Source organism: Streptomyces sp. NBC_00239 (assembly GCF_036194065.1).
Classification (GTDB): Bacteria; Actinomycetota; Actinomycetes; order Streptomycetales; family Streptomycetaceae; genus Streptomyces.
On the sequence record NZ_CP108095.1, the window covers coordinates 5,854,005 to 5,874,767 of the forward strand.

Sequence of the window (20,763 nt, forward strand, 5' to 3'; positions counted from 1 at the left end):
CGGCGGTGAGGCGGCCCGGCGGCGGCGCCCGCCGACCGCCCGGACACCCCTCCACCGATGCTCTACCTAACGAATCATCAGGTCGTTAGGGTGGGCCGCGTGAGCGATCAGCAGAGTCGGACAGAGCGGCGCGTCGTCATCGTCGGCGCGGGAATGGCCGGCGTACAGACGGCCGTGGCCCTGCGCGAGCAGGGATTCACCGGCCCGGTGACCCTGCTGGGCGCCGAACCCCACCAGCCCTACGACCGGCCCCCGCTGTCCAAGGCGGTCCTGCTGGGCAAGGCCGAGGACTCCGCGTTCGCGGTGGACTTCGAGGACCTCGGCGTCGAACTGCGGCTCGGCGTGGAGGTCACCGGGCTGCGCGCCGCCGACCACGAGCTCGACACCGAGGCCGGCCCGGTCCCGTACGACGTGCTCGTGCTCGCCACCGGCGCCGAGCCCGTCACCCTGCCCGGCGACCCCGTCCCGGGCGTCCACCTGCTGCGGACCGTCGACGACGCCGTCCGGCTGCGGCCCGTCCTCGCCGACCGGCACTCCGTCGTGGTGGTCGGCGCGGGCTGGATCGGCGCCGAGTTCACCACCGCCGCCCGCGAGGCCGGCTGCCCCGTCACGGTCGTCGAGGCCGCCGGCCGGCCGCTCGCCGGAGCCCTGCCCGCCGAGGTCACCGCCCCCATGGCCGCCTGGTACGAAGCGGCCGGCGCCCGGCTGCTCACCGGAACCAAGGTCGCCGCCCTGGAGCCGGGCCGGGTGCTGCTCGGCGACGGCACCGAACTGCCCGCCGACGCGGTCGTCGTCGGCATCGGCGCCCGGCCCGCCACCGGCTGGCTCGCCGGATCCGGGATCGAGCGCGGCGCGGACGGCTCGGTGACCGCCGACGGCCGGCTGCGCACCTCGCTGCCCGAGGTGTACGCGGTCGGCGACTGCGCCTCCTTCCCCTCCGCCCGCTACGGCGAACGGCTCCTCGTCCACCACTGGGACAACGCCCTCCAGGGCCCCCGCACGGTCGCCGCGAACATCCTGGCCGACGCGGCGGGCGGGCCGGAGGCGGTTTACGACCCGGTGCCGTACTTCTGGTCCGAGCAGTTCGGACGCTTCGTGCAGTACGCCGGCCACCACGCCGACGGCGACACCCTGCTGTGGCGCGGCGACCCGGCCGCGGACACCTGGTCGGTGTGCTGGCTGCGCGGCGAGGCCCTGGTCGCGGTGCTCGCCGTGGGCCGGCCGCGGGACCTCGCGCAGGGCCGCAAGCTCATCGAGAGCGGCGCCGCCGTCGACCCGGCCGCCGCCGCGGACCCCGCGGTCCCGCTGAAGTCCGCGCTCCGATAGCCGTACGGGGCAGCACCGCGGCCGGGCGCCACGGTGCCGGGCTCGGGCGGCAGGGCGGTGCGGGGCCCCGGAAGGGCCGCGCGCGGCGGGCCCCCACCCGCCCGGCGGACGCCCGTCCGCCCGGCCCGGTTACCGGCTGTCGGTCCAAGATGGCAGGCTTGTTCCCGTGACCGAGATTGACGCAAAGATCGATGCCCTCGTCCCCGACTGGCTGTACCTCCCCGACATCGCGGAGATGCTCGACATCGAGGTGACCCGGGTCCGCCAGATGGTCAAGGAGGGCCAGCTGATCGCCGTCCGGCGGGGTGAGAACCGCGCCCTCCAGGTGCCGGCCGCCTTCATCGACGGCGACAAGGTGGTCAAGGGCCTCGTCGGCCTCCTGACCGTGCTCCGGGACGACGGCTTCCGGGACGAAGAGATCCTCGAATGGCTCTTCACCGCCGACCCGACCCTGCCCGGCACCCCCGCGCAGGCCCTGAGCGAGAATCGCGGCACGGAGGTGAAGCGCCGCGCCCAGGCGCTCGCCGTCTGACCTGATTCCGCTCCACGCGGTGTGCGGGCCCGCAACGGCCCGTACACCGCCCACCACGGGGGGTTCTCCGATGTCCGCGACGACGCATGCAGGCGCCCGAGCCCGGCTGGCCGACGCCCGGCTGTACCTGTGCACCGACGCGCGCAAGCGCCAGGGAGACCTCCCGGAATTCCTCGACGCGGTGCTCGCCGGCGGCGTGGACGTCGTCCAGCTCCGCGACAAGGGCATGGAGGCGGGCGAGGAACTGGAACACCTCCAGGTCTTCGCCGAGGCCGCCCGCCGGCACGGCAGGCTGCTCGCGGTCAACGACCGCGCCGACGTCGCGCACGCCATCGGCTCCGACGTCCTCCACCTGGGCCAGGGCGACATCCCGGTGCCCGCCGCCCGCGCCATCCTCGGCGGGGAGGTCCTGATCGGGCGCTCCTGCCACGCCGAGTCCGAGGTGGCGGCCGCCGCGGCCGAGCCGGGCGTGGACTACTTCTGCACCGGCCCCTGCTGGCCCACCCCCACCAAGCCCGGCCGCCACGCCCCCGGCCTCGACCTGGTCCGGTACACCGCGGCCCTGCGCCAAGACCGGCCCTGGTTCGCCATCGGCGGCATCGACGCGGGGAACCTGGACGAGGTGCTGGACGCCGGCGCCACCCGTGTCGTCGTCGTCCGGGCCATCACCGAGGCGGCCGATCCCGGCGCCGCGGCGGCCGACCTGGCGAAGAGGGTCCGGGCCCGCACCGCCTGACCGGGCCCCGGCTCCGGATCGCCGCGGCCCCGCCAAGTGTCCAAAGTCGTGTCCGATACGTGGACGCTTCTTTGGGGGATCATGGACCGCGTCTAACCTGCCGTTATGGCCCTTGGAACCGCGTCCACCCGGACGGACCGCGCACGCACGGTCCGCGACATCCTGGCGTCCGGAAAGGCCTCGTACTCCTTCGAGTTCTACGCCCCCCGGACGGAGAAGGGCGAGCGCACCCTCTGGAACTCGCTGCGGCGGGTCGAGGCCGTCGCCCCGAGCTTCGTCTCCGTGACCTACGGAGCCGGCGGTTCCACCCGCGGCGGCACCGTCAAGGCCACCCAGGAGATCGCGGCCGACACCACGCTGACCCCGGTCGCGCACCTGACGGCCGTCGACCACTCGGTCGCCGAGCTGCGCAACGTCCTGGGCCAGTACGCCGACGCCGGGATCCGGAACATGCTCGCGCTGCGCGGCGACCCGCCGGGCGACCCGCTCGCGGACTGGGTCGAGCACCCCGAGGGCCTGCGCTACGCCGCCGATCTGGTCCGGCTCATCAAGGAGTCCGGTGACTTCTGCGTCGGCGTCGCGGCGTTCCCCGAGATGCACCCGCGCTCCACGGACTGGGACACGGACATCCGGCACTTCGTCGACAAATGCCGCGCCGGTGCGGATTATGCGATCACACAGATGTTTTTCCACCCGGAGAGCTATCTGCGGCTGCGCGACAGCGTCGCCAAGGCCGGCTGCGAGACGCCGATCATCCCTGAAGTCATGGCCGTTGTGAACGCAAGGACCCTCGACCGGCTGCCCCAGCTCAGCAACGCGCACTTCCCCGAGGATGTGAAAGACCGCATCCTCGCGGTCAAGGACGATCCGGCCGCTGTACGCTCCATTGGCATCGAGTTCGCCACGGAGTTCTGCGCGCGGCTGCTCTCCGAGGGCGTGCCGGGGCTGCACTTCATCACGAACAACTCCACGGCCACCCTCGAGATCTACGAGAACCTGGGCCTGCACACGAGGCCCTGACCGGCCGCCCCCGTAAGGCGGCGGCCGTACGGAGAGGGGCCTGCATGGGCTGGACGGTCCTCTACATCGCGTTCGGGTTCGTCGCGCTGTGGCTGCTGGCTGAAGTACTGCTCCAGAACAAGGCGCGGCTGCGCTGGCGGCTGGTCGCCTTCGCGGGCTTCGCCGGTGTGGTCGCGGGCGTGCTGCTGTCCTCGGTGCCCGTCATCGGGGTCGGCGCGGCCGCCTTCGCCGTCGGCCAGACCCTGGTGACCCTCTCCTTCCGGCGCGGCTTCGACGCGGGCTGGGCGCTTCGCAAGAAGCCGGCCGTCACCCGCCGCCGCGGCGGCGCCGAGCGGCCGGCCGAGGAGCCCGCCCTGCGGGTCACCGCGCTCGACTACGACGCGGACACCTCCGACGACGCGGCGGACGGGATGCCGTCGGAAGCGGGCCACGGGCAGGACCCGGCCGAGACGGCCGCGTTCCCCGCCCCGTTCGGCGGCGGCGACGCCTACGCGGCGCCCTACGGGGAGCAGTCCGCCACCGGCTACCCCGAGGCCGCCTACTACGACCCGCAGCAGCCCGCGGGCGGCCACCAGGACCCGTACGGCGTCCCGTACGCGGCCACGTACGACTACGGCACCGGCGAGCAGCCCGCCTACCCGGCCTACTCCGACCCGTACATCGGCACCGGCGGGGCGACCCAGCCGGACGCGCAGGGGTACGCCGCCTACGCCCCGCAGCCGGACCCGTACTTCGGCGCGGGCCAGGACACCTACCAGAGCTACCAGGACCCGTACACGAGCCACCAGTACGCGATGGACACCCCGCCCGGCGGGGTGTGGGTGCCGGCCCAGCGCGACGTGGAGCCGCAGGCGTACCCGGCCGGCCCGGGCCAGGTGCCCGAGCAGGGCCAGGAACAGGGCCAGGCCTACCCGTACCAGGGCACCGGCGAGTACGAGCAGTACCGCTACTGAGCCCGCCGGCCCTCCGCGGCCGACCCCGCCCCGCCCGGACCCGGTCCGCGCGGGGCGGTCGCTTTCTCCGGGGCGGCTGGCCGGAGCCGCGGAAGTCCGCGGGGGCGGCTACCGGGAGCCGCGGAAGTCCGCGCCCTCCACGATCAGCCCGGCCACCAAGGCCCCGGACATCCCGGCGTGCGCGAGTCCGCCGCCGGGGTGCGCGCCGCCGCCCGCGAGGTACAGCCCGGGCAGCGCCGTGGAGTTGGCCGGGTGCAGCAGCCGCCCGTCCGCGCCCGCGAGGGCCGGGGCCGGCACCGCGCCGCCGAGCGCTCCCGTGGCCTCCTCGTCGTCGGCCGGGGTGCGCACCTCGTGCCACAGCAGCCGCTCCCGCAGCCCCGGTACGGCGGCCCCGGCCGCGTCGAGCAGCTCGGCGGCGCCGAACCGGTCGCCGGGTCCGGCCACCGCGCGCACCGTCACCGCCTCGTGGTCCGCGTCCGGGCGGGTGCCAGGGTCGTCGGGCCGCAGCACGGTGACGGCGGGTCGGCCGTCCGCGGCGTGCACCAGGGTGCGGTGCACGGCGTCGGCGGGCCGGGCGCCGCGCAGCGCGCACAACACGGTGATCCGGCCGGTGCCGGCCGCGCCGGGCTCGGGCCGCCGGGCGCCGTCGGGCCACAGCTCGCGGCCCGGCAGCAGCCCGGCCAGCGCGCGTGGATCGATCCCGGAGACCACCGCGTCGGCGGCGCTCTCGCGGCCGTCGGCCAGCTCCAGGCCGGCCGCCCGGCCGTCCCGGACGGCCACGCCGGTCACCTCGGCGCCGAACGCGAACTCCACCCGGCGTTCCAGGCAGCGCTCGTACACCGCGGTCGCCAGCGCCCGGATGCCGCCGCGCACGTACCAGCTGCCGAAGGTCTGCTCCATGTACGGGAGCACCGCGGCGGCGGCGGGCGCGGTCCGCGGGTCCAGGCCGTAGGCCAGCACCCGGTTCTCCAGCAGCTCGGCCACCGGGCCGCCGAGTTCGCGGGCGGCGGCCTCGGCCAGCGTGGGGGGCCGTCGGCGCAGCAGCCCGCTCTTGCGCACCGCCGGGTACGGGTCGCGGCCCAGCACCTGCCAGTCGGCCCGCAGGGGCTCTTCCAGCAGCGGTCGGCGGGTGGCGTCCCAGGCGTCCCGGGCGCGGTTCAGGAAGGCCGCCCAGCGCTCGCCGGCGCCCTCGCCGAATGCCTCGTCGAGGGCCGCGGCCACGCCGCCGCGGGAGATGCCCGGCAGGGTGACCGTCGTCCGGTCGGCCAGGACATGGCGGACGGCCGGGTCGACCTGGACGGTCTCCACCCGGCTTTCGAGGGGCTGCTTGCCGGTCTTGACGAACAGGTCGCGGTAGACCGCGGGCAGGTGCAGCAGCCCCGGCCCGGTGTCGAAGGCGAAGCCGTCGCGGGTGTACTGCCCTACGGCTCCGCCGTAGGTCGCCCCGCGCTCGTGGACCGTCACCTGATGCCCTGCCACGGCCAGCCGGGCGGCCGCCGCCATCGCGCCCATCCCGGCGCCGATCACCGCAATTCGTGCCATGCCCGCGACTGTATCGGCCGTGGTCAGCCGGGTGGCAGCCCGGCCCTGACGGCCTGGGCCAGCCGCTTCTCCTCCCTGCGCTGGGCCCGGCGGCGCAGGTAGCGGCGGATCCGGGTCCAGAGGAAGACGAGCAGCACGATCCCGGCGATCAGGAGCGCGGCCGCGATGGACGCGGCGGCCACCGGGTAGAAGATCGCGAAGGTCACGAGGCCGGCGACGCCGAGGTCCTCGGCGGTGCTCATCACGACGTTGCTGAAGGGCTCGGGCGAGGTGTTGATCGCCATCCGGGTGCCGGCCTTGACGAAATGGCTGGCCAGCGCGGTGGAACCGCCGACGGCACCGGCCGCGAGATCGGACAGCGAGCCGCTCTGGCCGGCGAGCAGCGCGCCCACCACGGCCCCGGAGACGGGTCTGATCACGGTGTGCACGGCGTCCCACGCCGAGTCCACGTACGGGATCTTGTCGGCGACGGCCTCGCAGAGGAAGAGCACGCCCGCGACCAGGAGCACGTCGGTGCGCTGGAGGGATTCGGGCACCTCGTCGGTCAGCCCGGTCGCGCCGAAGACGCCGAGCAGGAGGACCACCGCGTAGGCGTTGATCCCGCTGGCCCAGCCGCTGGTGAAGACCAGGGGGAGCACACTCACCCGGTCATCATGCCCCACGGGGGCACGGACGCGTGAGGGGGCGCCGTCCCGGGACGGCGCCCCCTCACGGGAACTCGTGCGGGCTCAGTGGCCCTGTTGTTCGTCGCGGCGGCGCTGCCACCGCTGCTCGATCCGGTTCATCACCGACCGGCGCTGCCGGCCCTGACCGCCGCGGCCCGTGCCGCCGGCGGTGCCGGGGGGAGGCTGCTCACCCGGTTTGGGGGCTTTGCGCCAACCGGTGACCGCGAGGACCGCACAGCCCAGCATGACGAGGAAGCCCACCACGCTGATCCAGATCAGGCTCTGCGCGACCATACCGGTCATGAGGAGCGCGATACCCACCAGAAAGCCTGCGACCGCCTGGTAGACCCGTCGCCGGGTGTACGTACGCAGCCCGCTTCCCTCAAGCGCTGTCGCGAACTTGGGATCTTCGGCGTACAGCGCTCGCTCCATCTGCTCGAGCATGCGCTGCTCGTGCTCCGAGAGCGGCACGGGAGTCCTCCTCATCCGTCGGTCGCGCGGGGTAGCGACCGGGGGTCCCCTCCAGGATAGGCAGGGAAGCGCCCCCGTGACACCCGCCCTCTACGCCACTTCGCCAAAACCGTACCGTCGAGCGGGCGGTCATTGAGGCGCTTATTCCCCAACCATCGATCCGCCATGCCGGTCCGGTCCCCCGATCATACGGGGCCGACCGGCGGAACGGAGGGTCTGTGGCGTACTCCATGCGGGACTGCGTCGCAGATCAGGAGTGCTTCCGGCCGAGGACGTGCAGCTGGGTGGCCACCGCGTGGAAGGCGGGGAGTTCCGCCGCGGCCTCCTCCAGCTTCAGGAGGGCTTCCACGGCGCCCGGCTCGGTGTCCACGAGAACGCCCGGCACGAGGTCCGCGAAGACCCGTACGCCGTGCACCGAGCCCACCTTCAGGCCGGCGTCTCCGACCAGCGCGGAGAGCTGCTCGGCGGTGAACCGGCGGGGCACCGGGTCGCCCGCGCCCCAGCGGCCGGCCGGGTCGGTCAGGGCCGTGCGGGCCTCGGTGAAGTGGCCGGCGAGGGCGCGCGCCAGCACCGCGCCGCCCAGGCCCGCGGCGAGCAGGCTCAGGGTGCCGCCCTCGCGCAGCGCGGTGACGGTGTTGGCCACGCCCTCGGCCGGGTCGTCCACGTACTCCAGCACGCCGTGGCAGAGCACGACGTCGTACGCGTCGCGCTCGACCACGTCCAGCAGGCCCTGGGCATCGCCCTGGACCCCGGTGACCAGGTCCGCGACGCCGGCCTCGGCGACGCGGCGCTCCAGGCCGAACAGCGCGTTCGGGCTGGGGTCGACCACGGTGACGCGGTGGCCGAGGCGGGCGAGCTGCACCGCGAACATCCCGGTGCCGCCGCCCGTGTCGAGCACGTCCAGGACATCCCTGCCGGTCGCCTTGACCTGCTGATCCAGGGCCTCCTTCAGGACCTCCCACACCACTGCGGTGCGGAGGGAGGCGCGGGGGCGGGAAGTGTCCGACACGGCTGATGACTCCTCGGCGGGGAACCGCCGCGGGCGGCGGGGATGGGAACACGGCATGCGTGATCCACCCTATTGCCTCCCGCGCCCCGAGCGGGCTCCGGGCGTGGGGCACGTCTTCACGCACCCCACTTTCCCGGGACCGCTTTGCGGATCATCCCGCGTCGGGCTGCTCCGTCCGCGGCTGGGGCAGGGTCGGCGGCAGGGCGAGCATCCGCTCGACCAGACGCAGGAACATCGAGGCGGCGCGCAGCAGGTCGTCGGCGTCGCGACTGGTCGCCGCGTCGGCTATGCCGGCCTCGGCACGGGCCCGGCGGGCCGCACCGGAGGCGAAGAGGGCGCTCCATTCGGTGAGCTCGGGGGCGAGCTCCGGCAGCAGCTCCCAGGCGCTGCGGATCTGCGGCCGACGGCGCGGCCGGACGGGCTCGGGCCTGGCCCGGGCGGCGAGGACGGCGGCCGCGGTGCGCAGCGCGGCGAGGTGGGCGGTGGCGTAGCGCTCGTGCGGCAGGTCCAGCAGGGCGGCTTCGTCGAGACCGCGGTGGGCCTTGGTGAGCAGGTCGAGTGCCGCGGGCGGGGCCGAGGCCCGGCGGAGGACGGGGTGGACATCGATCGGGGGCACCGCCCAGCCGTAGCCGGGGGAAGGTGCTGCCATGACGTGCCTCCTGTCTTCGTCGTGTGGGTCCATCGTGAAGGGCCCCACTGACAATCGGTCTGACCTGGGGCTTTGACGGGGAGGTCGGGGCTGCGTAGTTTTTGAACTGACTGGTCAGTTCAAAAAAGGGAGGGGAGTGGCGTGGAACACACGCCCGGGGCGGCCGTCAAGGCCGAGGACTTCGGACTGAAGGGCCCGCGCGGCTGGGTGTTCCAGGGCGTGCACCTCGACGCCGGGGCCGGCTCGCTGATCGCGGTGGAGGGGCCGTCGGGCTCCGGCCGCACCTGCCTGCTGCTCGCCCTCACCGGCCGGATGAAGCCGACGGCCGGCCACGCGGAGACCGGCGGCCACCGGCTGCCGAAGAAGATGGCCGCCGTCCGCCGGATCTGCGGGCTCGGGCCGGTGCCCGGGGTCACGGACCTCGACCCCGCGCTGACCGTCGCCGAGCAGCTCCGGGAGCGGGCCCTGCTCCAGGGCCGCTTCGGCGGACCGGTCCGCGCCCTGCTGCGGCCCCGCTCCGAGCGCGCCGGGCAGCTCGCCGCCCGCGTCGAGGAGGCCCTCGCCGCCGTCGGCCTGGAACTGGACGCCCTGCCCAAGGGACCCCGCACCTCGGTGCGCGACCTGACGCGCCTGGAGGAGCTGCGGCTCTCCATAGCCCTCGCGCTGATCTCCCGCCCCCGGCTGCTCGCCGTGGACGACGCGGACCTCAAGCTGTCGAACGCGGAGCGGGCCGAGGCCTGGGAGCTGCTCCGCTCGATCGCGGCCCGCGGCACCACCGTCCTCGCGGTGTGCAGCGAGGCCCCGGCCGACGCGGTCGTCCTGCGCACGACCGCCGCCCCGGCCGACCCGAAGTCGGACGCCGACCCGGAGCCGGGCCTCGACCCGGAGCCGGGCCCCGACCACGAGCCGGAGTCGGAGCCAGACCCAGACCCGGACCCGGACCCCGAGTCCGACCCGGACCCCGAGTCCGACCCGGACCCCGAGTCCGACTCCGAGAAGCAGCCCGGTGGGGCCTCCGGGCAGGAGACCGATGAGAAGGGGGCGGCCGATGCGCTCGCCGAAGCTCGCCGCTCTTGAGCTCAAGCGCTTCGCCCGGGGCCGGATGCCGCGGGCCGCGCTCGTCGCGCTGCTCCTCCTGCCGCTGCTGTACGGCGCCCTCTACCTCTGGTCCTTCTGGGACCCGTACAGCCGCCTGGACAAGGTCCCGGTCGCCCTGGTCAACGCCGACAGGGGCGCGGTCGTCGACGGCAAGCGCATCGACGCCGGGGACGAGATCACCAAGGGGCTCCACGACAGCAGGACCTTCGACTGGCGTGAGGTCGGCGCCGACGAGGCCCGCGAGGGTCTCGAAGAGGGCCGCTACTACCTCTCGCTGACCATGCCGGCGGACTTCAGCACCCGGATCGCGTCCAGCTCCGGCGACTCCCCGGAGACCGGCGCCCTCCAGGTCCGGACGAACGACTCCAACAACTACGTCGTCGGCTCGATCTCCAAGGCCGTCTTCTCCGAGGTCCGCGCCTCCGCGTCGAGCAACGCCTCGCGCACCTTCCTCGACAAGATCTTCATCTCCTTCTCCGACCTCCACGGCAAGACCCAGGAGGCCGCCGACGGCGCCGACCGGCTGAGCGACGGCATCGACAGGGCCAAGGAGGGCTCCAAGAGCCTCGCCGACGGCCTGACCACCGCCAAGGAGAAGACCGGCGAACTCACCGGCGGCCTGCGCAAGCTCAACACCGCCGCCGGCCGCCTGGAGACCGGCACGCAGGCCGTCGCCGACGGCACCCAGTCCCTCGCCGACAAGGTCAACGGCCTGTCCCGCACGGCCCGTCCGTTCCTCAAGGACAACACCCGGCAGATCGCGGACACCGCCGAACTCGTCGCGGACACCGCCAAGACCGTCCGCAACCACCTCGGCACCTTCGCCAAGGCCGCCCCCGCCGCCGAGCGCGCCGCCAAGGCCGCCTCCGAAGACCTCGACGACGTGTACGCGGACCTCTGCACGGGCGGCGCCGAACCCCTGGCCGCCTGCCCCAGGCTGAAGGCCGCCAAGGAAGCCGCCGCCGAGGCCGCCGAACTCGCCACCGACGTCAACACCCTGGTCGAGGACGCCGACGGCGATCTGGCCACGCTCGACCGCCAGCTGGCGGCCCTGGAGAAGAAGGCCCGCGAGCTCGTCGAGAAGGCCCCGGGCCTCGCCGACGACCTGGACGCGGCCGTCGCAGGCGTCAACGCGCTCAACACCGGCGCGCACAAGGTCGCCACCGGCATGGCGCAGCTCCACACCGGCCTCGGCTCCGCCACCAGCGGCTCCGCGGGCATCGACAGCGGCGTCGGCCGCCTCAACGACGGCGCCCACAGCCTCGACGGCGGCATCTTCAAGCTCGTCGACGGCTCCGACGAACTCGCCGGCGGCCTCCACGACGGCGTCGCCAAGATCCCCGACTACGACAAGCGGCAGCGCGACCAGCGCACCGAGGTGATGGCCGACCCGGTCCAGCTCGCCGCGCAGTCCCTGCACAAGGCCCCGAACTACGGCACCGGCTTCGCCCCCTACTTCATCCCGCTCTCCCTGTGGGTCGGCGCGATGGTGGCGTACATGCTGATCCAGCCGCTCAACCGGCGGGCCCTGGCCGCGGGCGCCTCCGCCTGGCGGATCGCCCTCGCCGGCTGGCTGCCGGTCGCCGGCATCGGCGCCCTCCAGGTGGCCGCGCTGATGTCCGTACTGCACTGGGGGCTCGGCCTGGAGATGGCCGCGCCCGCCCTCACCGTCGGCTTCCTGGTCCTGGTCACCGGGTGTTTCGCGGCCGTCGTGCAGTGGCTCAACGCCAAGTTCGGGGCGGCCGGCCGGATCCTGGTCCTGGTGGCGCTGATGCTCCAGCTGACCTCGGCGGGCGGCACCTACCCGGTGCAGACCAGCCCCGGCTTCTTCAACGCGATCCATCCCTACCTGCCCATGTCGTACGTGGTGGAGAGCCTGCGCCGGCTCATCACCGGCGGCGACCTCACCCCGGTCCTGACGGGCAGCGCGGTCCTGGTGGCCTTCACCGCCGCGGCCCTCGCCCTCACCGCCCTCGCCGCCCGCGGCAAGCAGGTGTGGACCATGGACCGGCTGCACCCGGAACTGAGCCTGTAGACCTGTGAGAATCAGCGCCATGGACAGCAGCAGCACCAGACGGCGGGCCACGCGGCAGAAGCTCTACGAAGCGGCCGTCACGCTCATCGCGGAACAGGGCTTCTCCGCCACCACCGTCGACGAGATCGCCGAGCGCGCCGGGGTCGCCAAGGGCACGGTCTACTACAACTTCGCCAGCAAGACCGTCCTGTTCGAGGAGCTGCTGCGGCACGGGGTCGGGCTGCTGACCGCGTCCCTGAAGGCCGCCGCCGAGGAGACCGAGGAGCGCGGCGGCACCCGGGTCGAGGCGCTCGACGCCATGATCCGGGCGGGCCTCGTCTTCATCGACGCCTACCCGGCCTTCACCCAGCTGTACGTGGCCGAGCTCTGGCGGACCAACCGGGCCTGGCAGTCCACCCTGATGGTGGTCCGCGGCGAGGCCGTCGCCGTCGTCGAGAAGGTGCTCAGCGAGGGCGTGGAGCGCGGCGAGCTGAGCGCCGAGATCGACGTGCCGCTGACCGCGGCCGCGCTGGTCGGCATGGTCCTCGTCGCCGCCCTGGACTGGCAGTCCTTCCAGAGCGAGCGCTCGCTCGACGACGTCCACTCGGCGCTGTCCCTGCTCCTGCGCGGCCGCGTCAGCGGCGGCTGACGCAGCCGGCGGCGCCGGACGGCATCGCAGGGCCGCACGGGTGACGCCCGGTCGGCGGTGCCCCGGGCGGGCGCCGAGCGCGTAGAACTGAGTATCCGTACCTAGACGCAGAGATGAGTAGGTACGCGGATGGGCTCCCACCTGCACAAACGGGAGACTGGTGACAACGGAACGGGCGCCCGCGCCGGACCGCCGGCACGGGGCGGCGGAGCGGAGCGGGCCTCGGCCGTTCACCTCTCGGAGGTGCAGGGGGTTGTGCCGGGTCCGTCCCGGCAGCAGGACGCCGGTGCGGCGGGGCTCGGGGGGATCGAGCCTCGCCGCACCGGCGTCTTCGCGTTCTGGACTTCGCCGTCCCGGCACCTGCCGGGCAGCCGGGGGCCCGACCGCGGCGGCCGGGACCGTCCGGGCCCCGGCCGCCGTCCCCGGCTCAGCCCCGGCTCAGCCCCGGCCGCGCAGCGGGATCCTGAGGCGCAGGGCCCTGCCGCGGGCCGACACGGCGGCCGTGAGCGCCGCCCAGCGGTCCGAGAGCGCCCACACGGCCCGTACGGACGACCGCGGCGCCAGCCGGGCCCGCAGCCGGGTCCACCGGTCGACCTCCGCCAGCAGCGCGGCCCGAACCAGCAGCACGTCGGCCGACAGCCCGGCCACCGGCGGCGCCACCGGCGCGTACAGCACCTGCTCCACCGCGCCGGCCACCCGGTGCACCGCGGCCGCGGGCTCCGGATCCAGCCGGCCGTCCCGCACGATGCGCTCCGCGGTCCGGCGCGGCGACAGCGCGTCGTCGGGCAGGATGCCCACGTCCCAGGCCGCGTCGGTCAGCTCCTGCCAGACGGCGAGGGTGGGCCCCCCGCCGACCGCGGGGCCGCCGGCCCGGCCGGACCGCACCCCGTCCACCGTCGGGGCCGAAGGCGCGGGTCCCGCCGCGGCCGTCAGCCGCCGCCGGCGCACCGCCAGCCGCCACAGGAACGGCAGCAGGAGCAGCAGCGCCACCGGCGCCGCCACCGCGAGGGCCACCAGGACCCGGCTCCACCACGCGGCGCCGCCGTCCGTGGGCCCGGCGCCCGCGCCCGCGGTCGGCCCGCAGTCGCCCAGCCGCCGCATCTGCTGCGTGCAGCCGCCCGACGCGGACGGCGCCGGCGCGGCGCCGCTCTGCTGACCGGTCGGCACCTCGGCGCTGGGACCGGTGGTCCGCGACGGGGTCGCCTCGCGCACGGTGTAGTCCGGGGTGCTGCCCCGGGTCGGGGTGGGCTCGAACCGGGTCCAGCCCACCCCCTCGAAGTACAGCTCGGGCCAGGCGTGCGCGTCCCGCAGCCCCACCGAGCGGGTGCCGTCCGACTGCGCCGTGCCCGGGGTGAAGCCCACCGCGACCCGCGCCGGGATCCCCAGCTCACGGGCCATCGCGGCCATCGAGAAGGAGAAATGGACGCAGAAGCCCCGCTTGGCCTTCAGGAACCGGACGATGGCCTCGCTGCCGGTCCCCGAGGTCCCGCTGGTGTCGTACGTGAAGCCGCCCGAGGAGGCGAACCAGTCCTGGAGTGCCACCGCCCGCGCGTAGTCGGACGTCGCCCCGCGGGTCACGGAGCGGGCCGTCTGCCGCACCACCGCCGGCAGCGTCTCGGGCAGGTCCGTGTACTCGGCCCGGATCGCCTCGGGCGCCGGAGGCGCGGCCGCCAGCTGCTTCGCCGTCGGCTGCACCTGGAGGCTGCGCACGGTGTACCGGGCGCCGCGGGTGTCCTGCTTGCGGTCGCCGACCAGGGTCCGCCCGACCGGCTCGAACCGCCAGCGCCCACCGATCTCGACCTGGGTGGCCGGATAGGGGAGCGGCAGGTAGGTCTGCCCGTACCAGCCGGCCGCCGACAGGCTGGTCCGCACCTCGGTGGTCTTCACCTGCGGGCTCAGCCCCGGCGGGGGCGGCAGCAGGTCCGGCACGTCCGTGATCTCGCGCTCCGAGGTCCGCCAGGAGGTGCCGTCGAACTCGTCGAGGGCCACGATCCGCAGGTACTGGTTGGGCGCGTCGGGATTGTCGGTGCGGTAGCGCAGGACCTCGCGGTTCTCCGGCTGGTTCAGGTTGCTCTGCAGCGAGACCAGCGGGTTGACCGCCGAGATGGTCCCGCCGCCGCTGCCTTCGCCGTCACCGACGCCGCGCCCGGCCAGCAGCCCGCCGTCCAGCGCGGGCAGCGCCAGCGGCACGGCCACCGCGACCCCGAGGGCCGCCATGCCGAGCCGCCGGCCGGTGCGGACCGGGGCCAGTGCCCCGCCCGCGCTCAGCCCGGCGTTCGACCGCCCGCCCGCCGGGCCGCCGAAGACCCGCCCCCACCGGGAGAGCCGCTCCCGGCTCTCGGCCAGCAGCAACAGCAGGTAGCCGGCCGCGGCCAGGACGAAGTAGCCCCACGCGGCGCCGCCCGGCGAGAGCCCCGCGGCCACCGAGTACAGCGCGAGCAGCGGCAGACCGGCCGGCGCCGCGCTGCGCAGGGTCACCGCGAGCAGGTCCACGCACAGCCCGACCACCAGCACGCCGGAGACGAGCAGCAGCCCGATCCCGTCGGTGAGCGGCGCGGGCGTGGCGTAGTGGCCCACGTCCTCGACGCCCTGCCCGTACAGCGCGGCCAGTTCCCGGAGCACGCCCGGGCCGGGCAGCACACCGGCCAGCGCGCGCTCGCCGGCGTACGACAGCGTGAGCAGGACCAGGGAGACCAGCAGCTGCGCGGCGACGGTCAGCACCCGGGCCAGCGGCACCCGCCGGGCCAGCGCGCCGACCCCGCTCTGCACCGAGACGAGGATCATCGCCCGCAGCAGCCAGGAGTCCGGATGCACCAGCGGCACCATCGAACACGAGGTCAGCAGCGTGGCCAGCAGCGCGAACAGTGTCAGTCTCGCCCGGCCGCTCATGCCCAGCCCCCCGTGCCCGTCGTGCCTGCAGTGCCGTCGTCCCCGGCGAATCCGCGGCCGCCGGGGGTGTCCCCGGCCTGCCGCCACACCTGTCCGAAAGCGGTACCCGGCGGCACGGCAAGCGCCGTCCACCCGGCCTCCCGCAGCCTCCGCAGCCGCTCCTGCGCCGCACCGCCGTCCGCCGCCCCGCCGGTCCACGCCGCCGGGTCGAGGACGAACGCCACGGCGGCGCCGCTGCGCCGGCGCATCTTCGCGGCCAGCTCGGCCTGCACCTCGTCGAGTTCGCCGAAGAAGGCGATCAGCAGCCCCTCGGTGCCGCTGCGCAGGGCGTCGTTCGCCCGGGACAGCCCGGCGCCGTCGGAGTGGCCGACGACCGCGAGGGTGTCCATCATCATCCCGGCCGCCTCGGCCGACTCCGGGCCGCCGGCGGTGAACCCGCCCGCGCCCTCCGCCGGCACCGAGTCGCCGGTGTCCGTCAACAGCCTTACGGAGAAACCCCGTTCGAGCAGGTGCGTCAGGGTCGAGGCGGCCGCGGCGACCGCCCACTCGAAGGCCGAGTCCGGCCCGGCGCCCTGGAACGCGACCCGCCGGGTGTCCAGCAGGACCGTGGCCCGGGCCCGCTGCGGCTGCTCCTCGCGGCGCACCATCAGCTCCCCGTACCGTGCCGTCGAACGCCAGTGGATCCGGCGCAGGTCGTCGCCGTACCGGTAGCCGCGCGGGATCACGTCGTCGTCGCCGGCCAGCGCGAGCGAGCGCTGCCGGCCCTCCCCGTACCCGGAGGCCTCGCCGGTCATCCGCACCGACGGCAGCGGCTCGGTCCGCGGGATCACGGTGAGCGTGTCGTACGCGCTGAACGACCGGGTCAGCTCGACCAGCCCGAACGGGTCGGTGAGCTGGAGCTGGAGCGGGCCCAGCGGGTAGCGCCCGCGCAGGTCCGAGCGGACCCGGTAGGACACCTCCCGCTTGCCGCCCGCCTCGACCCGGTCGAGCACGAACCGGGGCCGCGGCCCCAGCACGTACGGCACCCGGTCCTGGAGCATCAGCAGCCCGGTGGGCAGCCGCGAGACGTTGTCCATCCGCAGTTGCACCCGCGCCTCGGCGCCCGCCGGGACCCGCAGCGGGGTCAGCCGGCGGCTCGCCGCCACCCGGTGGCGGGTGCGGTGCAGCGCCACCGCGCACAGCAGCGGCAGCACCGCGAGCAGCAGCCCGACCCGCAGCAGGTCGCCCTGGCCCAGGACGTACGCGCACGCGGCGGCGGCGACCCCCGCGGCCAGGAAGGAGCGGCCGCGCGTGGTCAGCCCCGACAGGGCCGCCCGCAGTCCCGCGCGCTCGCCGGCGTCACGGCTCCCGGCCGCGGGGCGTACCCCGGCCCCGGTCATCAGTACCCCCGGACGCCAGGCGACCGATCGCCGTGCCCGGCCGGGGCGCCGATGCCGCCGGCCCCCACGGCCGCGGTCGGCACCGGGGTGCGCTGCAGGATCTCGGCGACCACCTGCTCCGCCGAGCGGCGGTTCAGCTGGGCCTGCGCGGTCGGCAGCAGCCGGTGGGCGAGGACCGGCGCGGCCAGCGCCTGCACGTCGTCGGGCAGCACGAAGTCCCGCCCGGACAGCGCGGCCGAGGCCTTCACCGCGCGCAGCAGGTGCAGCGTGGCCCGCGGCGAGGCGCCCAGCCGCAGGTCCGGGTGGCTGCGGGTGGCGGCGACCAGGTCGACGACGTAGCGCCGGACCGGCTCGGCCACGTACACCTCGCGGACCGCGTCGATCAGCTTCACGATGTCGTGGGCGTGCGCCACCGGCTGCAGGTCGTCGAGCGGCGACACCCGGCCGTGCACGTCGAGCATCTGCAGCTCGGCCTCGGCGCTCGGGTAGCCGACCGACACCCGGGCCATGAAGCGGTCGCGCTGGGCCTCGGGGAGCGGGTAGGTGCCCTCCATCTCCACCGGGTTCTGCGTGGCCACCACCATGAACGGGCTGGGCAGCTGGTACGTCTGCCCGTCCGCGGTGACCTGGCGTTCCTCCATCGACTCCAGCAGTGCCGACTGGGTCTTCGGCGACGCGCGGTTGATCTCGTCGCCGATCACGATCTGGGCGAAGATCGCGCCCGGCTTGAACTCGAACTCGCGGCGCTGCTGGTCGTAGATGCTCACACCCGTGATGTCCGACGGCAGCAGGTCCGGCGTGAACTGGATCCGCTGCACGGAACAGTCGATGGACCGTGCCAGCGTCTTGGCCAGCATGGTCTTGCCGACGCCCGGCACGTCCTCGATCAGCAGATGGCCCTCGGCGAGCAGCACGGTCAGTGCGAGCCGAACGACCTCGGGCTTGCCCTCGATCACACTCTCCACCGATCGGCGCACCCGATCGGCTGTGGTGGTCAGATCAGCGAGGCTCGCTCGATCGTCATAGGTCGTCACCGGCCCTCCTCGGCCCTTTCCCGGGCCGACGCCCTTTGCGCATGACCGGCCCACCCCGAAACGTGGAACACCGGCCGGAAAGGAGTTCCGGGCGGGCGCCACACCGCATTCTTGACGGCGTTACGCCCTTATGTCACTCAAGAGGCCGGATCGATCTCTCGGAGCAGCCCGGTGGTCACGTCGAAGACGAAGCCTCGCACGTCGTCGCGGTGGAGCAGGAAGGGGGAGGTCCGGACCCGCTGCATCGACTGCCGGACGTCCTGGTCGACGTCGCGGAACGCCTCCACGGCCCAGGCCGGACGCTGACCGACCTCGTCCTCCAGCTCGTGCCGGAAGTCCTCCGTGAGCGATTCCAGGCCACAGCCGGTGTGGTGGATCAGCACGACGGCGCGGGTGCCGAGGGCGCGCTGGCTGATCGTGAGGGACCGGATCGTGTCGTCGGTGACCACACCGCCCGCGTTGCGGATGGTGTGACAGTCGCCGAGCTCCAGGCCCAGGGCCCGGTGGAGGTCTATTCGGGCGTCCATGCAGGCCACGACGGCGACGTGGAGAACGGGGCGGGCGTCCATGCCCGGATCCACGAACTTCTCGGCGTACTGGCGGTTGGCTTCGACGAGCCGGTCGGTCACCGTGCCGCCCGCGGGTGCGGAGGCGGTCTCTGCAGGCAGGGATGCGGAAGTCGTCATGACTACGACGTTAATGCTCACCGGCGTGCGCAGCAGAGGGGAGGACGGACAAAGACCACCACTCGCAGTTGTTGTGAGCTAACCCACAAGCGTGGCCGGAAGCGCCCGAGCGGGTGATCCGCGGCTTTTGTCGGCTCGTGTCACGCGGGCCGCACGGCGCGCGGGCCGGTTCGTTGACCGAGCCGACCGGTGGACTAAAGTGACGCGAACCGGCTGGCGCCAGGGGCCCCGTCCCGCGTCCGGCCCGACATCTCCATCTTCCCGCGTGCGCGGCGCGTATCGCAGGTCGCGCCATTGTCTGAGAGGGCGCATGAGCGAGACCCGACATGTCCCGGTGATGCTCCAGCGGTGCCTGGACCTGTTGGCCCCGGCGCTGGAGAGGCCCGGGTCTGTCGTCGTCGACTGCACCCTCGGCCTCGGCGGCCACAGCGAGGCCATGCTGACCCGATTCCCCGAGGCGCGCCTGATCGGCCTCGACCGCGACAAGGAGGCCCTGCGGCTCTCCGGCGAGCGGCTCGCCCCCTTCGGCGACCGAGCCACCCTGGTGCACGCCGTCTACGACGAACTCCCCGAGGTCCTGGCCCGGCTCGGGATCCGCGGCGTCCAGGGCATCCTCTTCGACCTCGGCGTGTCCTCCATGCAACTCGACGAGGCCGACCGCGGCTTCGCGTACGCCCAGGACGCCCCGCTGGACATGCGCATGGACCAGACCACCGGGATCAGCGCGGCCGAGGTGCTCAACACCTACCCGCCCGGCGAGCTCGTACGGATCCTGCGCGCCTACGGCGAGGAGAAGCAGGCCAAGCGGATCGTCTCGGCCGTGGTCCGGGAGCGCGAGAAGGAACCCTTCACCAACAGCGCCCGGCTGGTCGAGCTGATCCGCGACGCGCTTCCGCAGGCCGCCAAGCGCACCGGCGGCAACCCGGCCAAGCGCACCTTCCAGGCGCTGCGCATCGAGGTCAACGGCGAGCTGAGCGTGCTGGAGCGGGCCGTTCCGGCCGCCGTGCAGGCCCTCGCCGTGGGCGGCCGGATCGCGGTCCTGTCGTACCACTCGCTGGAGGACCGGCTGGTCAAGCAGGTCTTCGCGGCGGGCGCCACCAGCACCGCGCCGCCCGGCCTGCCGGTCGTCCCGGAGAAGTACCAGCCCAAGCTGAAGCTGCTGACCCGCGGCGCCGAACTGCCGACCGAGGAGGAGGTCGCCGAGAACCGGCGCGCCGCCCCCGCCCGGTTCCGCGGCGTCGAGCGGATCCGCGAGGAGGAGCTGTGAGCGACGGACGCGGACCGGGGCCCGAGGAGGCCGCGTGAACAAGGGGTCCACGCCGGCGGGCGGGCCGGCCGGCCGGTTCGGGGGGGTGCTCCGGGCCCGGCCCGGCGGGCCCGCCGGGCCGGCGCGGACCCCGTTCGTCCTGCTGGTCGTCGTGCTCCTCGGCGGCGGCCTGATCACCCTGCTGCTGCTGAACTCGGCCCTCAACGAGGGCTCCTTCCACCTCAGCAGGCTCAAGAAGGACACCACCGCGCTCACCGACGAGCAGCAGGCCCTGCAGAAGGACGTCGACGCCTTCTCGGCGCCCGACGCGCTGGAGCGCCGCGCCCGCGAACTGGGCCTGGTGCCCGGCGGCAGCCCGGTCTTCCTCGGCCCCGACGGCAAGCTCAACGGCGTGCCCAGCACCGCCTCCGCCCCACCGCAGGACCCGGTCGCCGCCCCGCCGGCGGCCGCCCCCGCCCCGCACCCGGGCGGCAGCCCCCTCGCGACTCCTGCGGGCCCCGCCCCGTCCGCGGGGACCGGCACCGGCACCACCGGAGCGGGCACCACCGGCACCGGCACCACCGGCACCACCGGCACGGGCACCACCGGCACCACCGGCACGGGCACCACCGGCACCGGCACCACCGGCACCACCGGCACCGGCACCACCGGCACCACCGGCACGGGCACCACCGGCACCGGCACCACCGGCACGGGCAGTGCCGGTACCGGCAGCAACACCACGGGCACCGGCAACAGCGCCGGCGCCAGCGCCGGTGCCCCCGCCGCCCCTCAACCCGGCACCCCCGACCCCGACGCGAAGCCCACCCCGACCCCCGGCAGGTGACGCTGTGACCGCCCAGGA

The 20,763-nt window shown here is 74.5% G+C and carries 19 protein-coding genes; 10 read left to right on the top strand and 9 right to left on the bottom strand.

Going from position 1 to position 20,763, the window contains the following annotated elements:
- Positions 1-153: 153 nt before the first annotated feature.
- The 5 genes from OG764_RS25725 (at position 154) to OG764_RS25745 (ending at position 4,567) form a co-directional block, all read left to right on the top strand.
- A complete protein-coding gene (locus OG764_RS25725; RefSeq protein WP_443056244.1) occupies positions 154-1,326 on the top strand; it encodes an NAD(P)/FAD-dependent oxidoreductase in 1,173 nt (390 codons plus the stop codon).
- Between the two features lie 166 nt (positions 1,327-1,492).
- On the top strand, positions 1,493-1,858 hold the full coding sequence (locus OG764_RS25730; RefSeq protein ID WP_328970793.1) for an Rv2175c family DNA-binding protein: 366 nt from the start codon (positions 1,493-1,495) through the stop codon (positions 1,856-1,858).
- A gap of 70 nt (positions 1,859-1,928) precedes the next feature.
- Positions 1,929-2,594, top strand: a complete 666-nt coding sequence (gene thiE / locus OG764_RS25735) for a thiamine phosphate synthase (RefSeq protein WP_328970794.1) — start codon at positions 1,929-1,931, stop codon at positions 2,592-2,594.
- Between the two features lie 105 nt (positions 2,595-2,699).
- Positions 2,700-3,614 carry a methylenetetrahydrofolate reductase [NAD(P)H] gene (gene metF, locus OG764_RS25740; protein WP_328970795.1) on the top strand — a complete coding sequence of 305 codons (915 nt, stop codon included), beginning with the start codon at positions 2,700-2,702 and terminating at the stop codon, positions 3,612-3,614.
- 44 nt (positions 3,615-3,658) lie between these two features.
- Positions 3,659-4,567: a hypothetical protein gene (locus OG764_RS25745; RefSeq protein ID WP_328970796.1), complete on the top strand. Its 909-nt coding sequence runs from the start codon at positions 3,659-3,661 to the stop codon at positions 4,565-4,567.
- 108 nt (positions 4,568-4,675) lie between these two features.
- Here OG764_RS25745 and OG764_RS25750 read toward each other — a convergent pair whose 3' ends face one another.
- The 5 genes from OG764_RS25750 to OG764_RS25770 all read right to left on the bottom strand — a co-directional run bounded on the left by OG764_RS25750 (position 4,676) and on the right by OG764_RS25770 (position 8,903).
- Positions 4,676-6,109 carry a phytoene desaturase family protein gene (locus tag OG764_RS25750; RefSeq protein ID WP_328970797.1) on the bottom strand — a complete coding sequence of 478 codons (1,434 nt, stop codon included), beginning with the start codon at positions 6,107-6,109 and terminating at the stop codon, positions 4,676-4,678.
- Positions 6,110-6,132: 23 nt separating this feature from the next.
- Entirely contained in the window at positions 6,133-6,753 is a 621-nt protein-coding gene (locus OG764_RS25755) for a DUF4126 domain-containing protein (RefSeq protein WP_328970798.1), read from the bottom strand.
- Positions 6,754-6,837: 84 nt separating this feature from the next.
- Complete coding sequence (locus tag OG764_RS25760; RefSeq protein ID WP_328970799.1) at positions 6,838-7,245, bottom strand: DUF3040 domain-containing protein; 408 nt, start codon at positions 7,243-7,245, stop codon at positions 6,838-6,840.
- 250 nt (positions 7,246-7,495) lie between these two features.
- On the bottom strand, positions 7,496-8,254 hold the full coding sequence (locus OG764_RS25765; protein ID WP_328970800.1) for a methyltransferase: 759 nt from the start codon (positions 8,252-8,254) through the stop codon (positions 7,496-7,498).
- Between the two features lie 151 nt (positions 8,255-8,405).
- Positions 8,406-8,903, bottom strand: a complete 498-nt coding sequence (locus OG764_RS25770) for an SAV_6107 family HEPN domain-containing protein (RefSeq protein WP_328970801.1) — start codon at positions 8,901-8,903, stop codon at positions 8,406-8,408.
- 141 nt (positions 8,904-9,044) lie between these two features.
- Here OG764_RS25770 and OG764_RS25775 point away from each other — a divergent pair, with 141 nt between their 5' ends.
- Genes OG764_RS25775 through OG764_RS25785 form a run of 3 tightly spaced genes read left to right on the top strand, consistent with a single transcriptional unit; the run spans position 9,045 to position 12,664 of the window.
- Positions 9,045-9,980 (top strand): ATP-binding cassette domain-containing protein, encoded by a 936-nt coding sequence (locus OG764_RS25775; protein ID WP_328970802.1) that lies wholly within the window; start codon positions 9,045-9,047, stop codon positions 9,978-9,980.
- A complete protein-coding gene (locus tag OG764_RS25780) occupies positions 9,952-12,036 on the top strand; it encodes a YhgE/Pip domain-containing protein (RefSeq protein WP_328970803.1) in 2,085 nt (694 codons plus the stop codon). Before OG764_RS25775 ends, OG764_RS25780 begins: the two co-directional genes overlap by 29 nt.
- 19 nt (positions 12,037-12,055) lie before the next feature.
- A complete protein-coding gene (locus OG764_RS25785) occupies positions 12,056-12,664 on the top strand; it encodes a TetR/AcrR family transcriptional regulator (RefSeq protein ID WP_328970804.1) in 609 nt (202 codons plus the stop codon).
- A gap of 438 nt (positions 12,665-13,102) precedes the next feature.
- On the opposite strand, the gene OG764_RS25790 is transcribed toward OG764_RS25785, so the two are convergent.
- The 4 genes from OG764_RS25790 to OG764_RS25805 all read right to left on the bottom strand — a co-directional run bounded on the left by OG764_RS25790 (position 13,103) and on the right by OG764_RS25805 (position 18,652).
- Positions 13,103-15,553 carry a transglutaminase family protein gene (locus OG764_RS25790; protein WP_328970805.1) on the bottom strand — a complete coding sequence of 817 codons (2,451 nt, stop codon included), beginning with the start codon at positions 15,551-15,553 and terminating at the stop codon, positions 13,103-13,105.
- Positions 15,550-16,932, bottom strand: coding sequence for a DUF58 domain-containing protein (locus OG764_RS25795; protein ID WP_328970806.1), 1,383 nt, complete (start codon positions 16,930-16,932; stop codon positions 15,550-15,552). Before OG764_RS25795 ends, OG764_RS25790 begins: the two co-directional genes overlap by 4 nt.
- The gene (locus OG764_RS25800; protein ID WP_328970807.1) at positions 16,932-17,966 is read right to left on the bottom strand and encodes an AAA family ATPase; all 1,035 of its coding nucleotides are present in this window, start codon (positions 17,964-17,966) and stop codon (positions 16,932-16,934) included. The genes OG764_RS25795 and OG764_RS25800 overlap by 1 nt, the downstream gene beginning before the upstream one ends.
- Positions 17,967-18,103: 137 nt before the next feature.
- On the bottom strand, positions 18,104-18,652 hold the full coding sequence (locus tag OG764_RS25805; protein ID WP_328970808.1) for a beta-class carbonic anhydrase: 549 nt from the start codon (positions 18,650-18,652) through the stop codon (positions 18,104-18,106).
- Between the two features lie 310 nt (positions 18,653-18,962).
- Here OG764_RS25805 and rsmH point away from each other — a divergent pair, with 310 nt between their 5' ends.
- Together rsmH and OG764_RS41765 are read left to right on the top strand one after the other, a co-directional pair.
- On the top strand, positions 18,963-19,919 hold the full coding sequence (rsmH, locus tag OG764_RS25810; protein ID WP_328970809.1) for a 16S rRNA (cytosine(1402)-N(4))-methyltransferase RsmH: 957 nt from the start codon (positions 18,963-18,965) through the stop codon (positions 19,917-19,919).
- Positions 19,920-19,953: 34 nt separating this feature from the next.
- Positions 19,954-20,745 carry a hypothetical protein gene (locus tag OG764_RS41765; protein WP_443056044.1) on the top strand — a complete coding sequence of 264 codons (792 nt, stop codon included), beginning with the start codon at positions 19,954-19,956 and terminating at the stop codon, positions 20,743-20,745.
- Positions 20,746-20,763 lie beyond the last annotated feature (18 nt).

Bases quoted from the DNA above. Each gene is read 5' to 3' on its own strand.
- OG764_RS25725 (WP_443056244.1), top strand. From the start codon at position 154: ATGGCCGGCGTACAGACGGCCGTGGCCCTGCGCGAGCAGGGATTCACC.
- thiE (WP_328970794.1), top strand. From the start codon at position 1,929: ATGTCCGCGACGACGCATGCAGGCGCCCGAGCCCGGCTGGCCGACGCC.
- metF (WP_328970795.1), top strand. From the start codon at position 2,700: ATGGCCCTTGGAACCGCGTCCACCCGGACGGACCGCGCACGCACGGTC.
- OG764_RS25745 (WP_328970796.1), top strand. From the start codon at position 3,659: ATGGGCTGGACGGTCCTCTACATCGCGTTCGGGTTCGTCGCGCTGTGG.
- OG764_RS25750 (WP_328970797.1), bottom strand. From the start codon at position 6,109: ATGGCACGAATTGCGGTGATCGGCGCCGGGATGGGCGCGATGGCGGCG.
- OG764_RS25770 (WP_328970801.1), bottom strand. From the start codon at position 8,903: ATGGCAGCACCTTCCCCCGGCTACGGCTGGGCGGTGCCCCCGATCGAT.
- OG764_RS25780 (WP_328970803.1), top strand. From the start codon at position 9,952: ATGCGCTCGCCGAAGCTCGCCGCTCTTGAGCTCAAGCGCTTCGCCCGG.
- OG764_RS25785 (WP_328970804.1), top strand. From the start codon at position 12,056: ATGGACAGCAGCAGCACCAGACGGCGGGCCACGCGGCAGAAGCTCTAC.
- OG764_RS25790 (WP_328970805.1), bottom strand. From the start codon at position 15,553: ATGAGCGGCCGGGCGAGACTGACACTGTTCGCGCTGCTGGCCACGCTG.
- OG764_RS25795 (WP_328970806.1), bottom strand. From the start codon at position 16,932: ATGACCGGGGCCGGGGTACGCCCCGCGGCCGGGAGCCGTGACGCCGGC.
- OG764_RS25805 (WP_328970808.1), bottom strand. From the start codon at position 18,652: ATGACGACTTCCGCATCCCTGCCTGCAGAGACCGCCTCCGCACCCGCG.
- rsmH (WP_328970809.1), top strand. From the start codon at position 18,963: ATGAGCGAGACCCGACATGTCCCGGTGATGCTCCAGCGGTGCCTGGAC.